4 protein-coding genes are annotated in these 4,662 nt (G+C 44.7%); 3 read left to right on the forward strand and 1 reads right to left on the reverse strand.

Going from position 1 to position 4,662, the window contains the following annotated elements; genetic code table 11:
- Window positions 1-255: 255 nt before the first annotated feature.
- Window positions 256-837: a TetR/AcrR family transcriptional regulator gene (locus tag V7014_RS20235; protein WP_335509709.1), complete on the reverse strand. Its 582-nt coding sequence runs from the start codon at window positions 835-837 to the stop codon at window positions 256-258.
- A 308-nt stretch (window positions 838-1,145) separates the two neighbouring features.
- Between V7014_RS20235 and V7014_RS20240 the strand changes: the two genes are divergently transcribed.
- The 3 genes from V7014_RS20240 to V7014_RS20250 all read left to right on the forward strand — a co-directional run bounded on the left by V7014_RS20240 (window position 1,146) and on the right by V7014_RS20250 (window position 4,634).
- Window positions 1,146-2,420 (forward strand): MFS transporter, encoded by a 1,275-nt coding sequence (locus V7014_RS20240; protein ID WP_335509711.1) that lies wholly within the window; start codon window positions 1,146-1,148, stop codon window positions 2,418-2,420.
- A 148-nt stretch (window positions 2,421-2,568) separates the two neighbouring features.
- Window positions 2,569-3,648, forward strand: coding sequence for an LLM class flavin-dependent oxidoreductase (locus V7014_RS20245; protein ID WP_335509713.1), 1,080 nt, complete (start codon window positions 2,569-2,571; stop codon window positions 3,646-3,648).
- 47 nt (window positions 3,649-3,695) lie between these two features.
- Window positions 3,696-4,634: an alpha/beta hydrolase gene (locus V7014_RS20250; RefSeq protein ID WP_335509714.1), complete on the forward strand. Its 939-nt coding sequence runs from the start codon at window positions 3,696-3,698 to the stop codon at window positions 4,632-4,634.
- The last annotated feature ends 28 nt before the right edge of the window (window positions 4,635-4,662 follow it).

Here is a 4,662-nt window from a genome sequence, read left to right on the forward strand (position 1 = left end):
TCTTCCCATCGCATGACGGGCCTAATCCGTTATACATTAGATGGTAACCTTGTATAAATCAACCTTAAATAAGATATCTGGAAAACACTCGTTTGCTCCATTCTAAGGGGTAGGCCCTGTTATTTGTTGTACTAGGCTTCATCCTGGCCACACGGATGGTACTTCAAGTGTGTATGGTTTCAGATGTTAGAAGTAGAAGAAAATAAAGTTTTAGACCCATATAACCGGACATATAAAAATTGAACTCATTCCGGGTTAATTAAGCAACGTAAGTATCACTTTAATCGTATTATCAACAAATGATCGTTCTGGACGAGATTTCATTATTACGGTTAGTCCAATTAACGATACGATTAGCGCCTGTGATAAAGCCTTCGCGTTTACATCGCTCTTGAGCTCACCTGATTGTATACCTCGTTCAATGGTTTCTTGAAATATGACTGAAAGGTACATTTGATGTTCCCTTGTAAGAATTTCAAATTTCTCATCATGAGGCGCAAGTTCCACCATTGTATTTATGCAAAAGCATCCTCGGCTTTGACTTTCTGTATATTCCTCAGCAACCACACTTTCAAAAAAAGTTTGAAAAGCTTCCTTTACAGATGGACTATTTTGAAGTCTGGTTCGGACATCAGAAGCACGAGACATCGTGTACTTGCGTAGCGCGGCTTCGAACAATTCTTTTTTGCCTCCAAAGGCTGAGTATATACTTGGTCGTTGAACTCCCATTCTGGAAGTTAAATCGCTTAAAGAGGTAGCTTCATATCCCTTTTCCCAAAATAGTTGCATAGCTGCATCTAATACTTTTTCTTCGTCAAATTCCCGAGTTCGTCCCATAATCAATACCTCTCGTTACTCTTGATTTTTTAAATGGTTTAATAATCAGATCGTATAAACTGCAATTGCCTTTGATTACGTACTGATTAGTATATTATAAATATATAATTAGCTGTTTTAATTGTCAAATGTGGGTTACTTTATCATAACGATAGAACTCTAAATATTAAGATATAACATTCTAAATAAAATATATTAATTGACATTAATAATTTCTATAGATTATATTTATTGAGCGAAATATCGTACTGAACGGTACGTTATTTCGCTCAGCATTTAAAATTAATGGAGATTAAGGGGTGTACAAAATGGAGAAGGCTCAAGTAAAAATAGCAGTCAATGCCGAGATAAAGGAGGATTCTTCAAAGGAGAGGTTTATAGCATCTGACTCTGAACATGGATCTTCAATGTCTCGCTATGTGACACTATTGTTTGCGGCTGCCTGTGGGATTTCAGTCGCCAATATCTACTTCGCACAGCCGCTACTTGATCAGCTATCGAGTGAGTTTGGTATTGACCATTCCATTATTGGCATTGTTATTACCATCACTCAGATCTTTTATGGATTGGGGTTGCTGCTGCTGGTACCGCTTGGAGATTTGCTGAATCAGCGCCGATTGATTATCGGCCAGATGTTTTTATCCATAATAGCTTTGGTTATAGTTGGAACTGCCTCCACCAGCACGGTACTAATCGTAGGTATGGCTTTGGTGGGACTGCTTGCGGTTGTGACTCAGACTCTTGTGGCGTTCGCGGCAACGATGGCTGCCCCTGGCGAACGAGGGCGTGTCGTTGGTGTTGTAACAAGCGGGATTGTAATCGGCATACTTCTTGCGCGGTCAATTGCGGGAATATTAACGGATCTTGCGGGCTGGCGGTCCGTATATCTGGTCTCTGCTGGGCTGATGATTTTTATGGTTTGTATGTTTTTTAGGGTGTTGCCCAATGTTGAGCGCGAGGTAAAGTCACTGTCCTATCCTAAGTTGCTTGGAACGGTGCTTATGTTGTTTAAACAAGAACGGATGTTACGCATTCGCTCTGTTTTGGGCCTTCTGATTTTTGCTGATTTCAGCATTTTGTGGACTTCTCTCGTACTGCCCCTTAGCACGCCGCCATTATCTCTTTCACACAGTGCAATAGGAGCGTTTGGTCTTGCAGGAGTGGCTGGAGCGTTATCTGCAGCACGAGCTGGGAAGCTGGCTGATCGAGGTTATGGACAGAGAACGACGGGCATTGCTTTAATCCTGTTGTTGATTTCATGGCTGTTCATCAGCTATACAGAGCAGTCGCTATTCGCATTAGTTATAGGTATTGTATTGCTTGATTTGGCAGTGCAGGCCATACATGTCACTAATCAAACTATGATCCTTCCATTACGTACAGAGGCACGTAGTCGGCTTACTGCAGGGTACATGGTGTTCTATTCTATCGGCAGTGCTAGCGGTTCAATTGCTTCAACCAAAATGTATGCTCACTATGGCTGGGAAGGAGTATGCTTGCTCGGGGCCTCTGTTAGTGCTTTGGCTCTTCTATTTTGGGCAATGACCAGCCGCGCTACAGCTTCCGCATTAAAAAAAGTCTGAGTCTTATCATATCCAGATTCAATATCATGAATCTGAGCTACACAGCAACCTGAAATAGAAAAAATGAATACTGGTTCGTAATGAAGATATATGACAGTTGTTATCAAAGCTATTGACAGAGAAAAATTTGAAATGGGAGAGATTGCACATGGAAATAGGTATTACTTCGTTTGTAGAAACAAAGCCGGATATTCAGACTGGTAAAGTGATGAGTCACGCACAGCGATTGCGTGAAGTGGTAGAGGAAATTGTCCTTGCTGATCAGGTGGGACTTGATGTGTTTGGCGTAGGTGAGCATCATCGGGAAGATTATGCGGCATCTTCACCAGCCGTTGTGTTGTCTGCGGCTGCCTCACAGACAAAACGGATTCTGCTGACTAGTGCAGTGACGGTGCTTTCTTCTGCCGATCCGGTGCGTGTTTTTCAGGATTTTTCTACGCTGGATGGTATTTCAAATGGACGTGCGGAGATTATGGCTGGCAGAGGCTCCTTTATTGAATCTTTTCCATTGTTTGGTTATGACCTGAATGACTATGAGGAGCTGTTTGAAGAACATTTGGAATTGCTCCTTAAAATACAGGGGTCCGAAAAAGTAACCTGGAATGGCAGGCATCGGCCAGCGATTAACAATTTGGGCATTTATCCAAGGCCCGTTCAGAATCCTTTACCGATATGGGTTGGGAGTGGGGGGAATCAGGAGTCTGCTATCCGTGCTGGTTTGCTAGGACTGCCACTGATGCTGGCGATCATTGGCGGAAATCCGATGCAGTTTGAACCGCTCGTGCAGCTTTATAAGAAAGCGGCAGCGCACGCTGGCCATGACAAATCGCGTATTAAAGTTGGATCGCATTCGATAGGATTTATTGCAGAGAATACTGAAACAGCGGCAGATACATTTTTCCCATCTACCCAGGCAGGCATGAATAAACTCGGCAAGGAGCGAGGCTGGGCGCATTATGACCGTTCTAGCTTTGATGCCGCGCGCAGCTTTGAAGGTGCACTGTATGTTGGTGATCCAGAAACGGTTGCCCAAAAGATTATTCACCTTCGCAAAAATCTAGGCATAACACGCTTTATGATGTATGTACCGTTAAGCACTATGCCGCATGACCAAGTGATGAGAGCTATTGAGCTGCTAGGAACAGAGGTAGCGCCTCGGGTTCGAGAGGAAATAACCAAGTGGGAAGCCGAGATGGAGAATGGATCATCATTCAATTTTGATTCATAAAACCACAATTGATTCTAGAGGGTATTTAATTATAGGAGGAATTAGACATGAATTTTGATAGTAGGGTATTGCCGGAGTTAAGGTCGACATTAGCACTATTTCCAGGTTTTCAACTGGAGAAAAATCTAGAGTGGAGCAGGAGCTTGTTGTCAAATCCTCCAATTGAGAAGTCAGAGCACGTACATACGACAAGCCGGATGATTCCGGGCGCAGCAGACGAGATGCTGGTTAAAATCTACGAGCCCGCCCAGCAATCTGGAGCTAAGCTTCCTGCCATTCTATGGATTCACGGGGGAGGCTATGTCATGGGACATCCCGATATGGATGACACTTTGTGCGAGCGCTTCGTACAGGCGGCTAATTGCGTTGTCGTATCGGTCGATTATCGCCTTGCTCCTGTGCACCCGTATCCAGCTGCCATCAATGATTGTTATGCTGGCTTGACGTGGATGACGGACGAAGCCGAGTTGCTGGGCATCGATGTGGATCGGGTCGCGATTGCCGGTGCAAGCGGGGGTGGCGGTCTGACCGCAGCGCTTGCTTTAATGGCTCGCGACAAAGGGGGGCCAAATCTCATCTTCCAAATGCCTTTGTATCCGATGATCGACAACCGCAATATGACGGCATCGAGCCATGAAATTATGGCTGATAACGCAACCTGGAACCGAACGAACAATTTAACAGCCTGGAGCATGTACTTGGGCGAGGGTGCCGACGATATCGAGGTATCCCCATATGCGGTACCGTCGAGAGCGGAAAGTTTGGCGGGGCTGCCGCCGACCTATACATGTGTAGGTCAGCTCGATCTGTTCCGAGATGAGACAATCGATTATGTGACGCGCCTTGCGGAAGCGGGTGTAGACGTCGAGTTTCATCTGTATCCCGGCAGTTATCACTCCTTTGAAGTGTTAGTACCGGAAGCAGAAGTGAGCCAGCGTGCCAGCCAAAGCTATGTGGCCGCAATTGCGAGAGCACTTAATCCTTAAATAAGTCCTTGCAATAGCAGAAGATCAA

The sequence above is a fragment of the Bacillus sp. JJ722 genome, assembly GCF_036963345.1.
Taxonomy (GTDB): Bacteria; Bacillota; Bacilli; order Bacillales; family DSM-1321; genus Bacillus_AD.

What these genes read in the sequence shown, in the direction of transcription:
- V7014_RS20250 (WP_335509714.1), top strand. Translation starts at nt 3,696, where the DNA reads ATGAATTTTGATAGTAGGGTATTGCCGGAGTTAAGGTCGACATTAGCA.
- V7014_RS20235 (WP_335509709.1), bottom strand. Translation starts at nt 837, where the DNA reads ATGGGACGAACTCGGGAATTTGACGAAGAAAAAGTATTAGATGCAGCT.
- V7014_RS20240 (WP_335509711.1), top strand. Translation starts at nt 1,146, where the DNA reads ATGGAGAAGGCTCAAGTAAAAATAGCAGTCAATGCCGAGATAAAGGAG.
- V7014_RS20245 (WP_335509713.1), top strand. Translation starts at nt 2,569, where the DNA reads ATGGAAATAGGTATTACTTCGTTTGTAGAAACAAAGCCGGATATTCAG.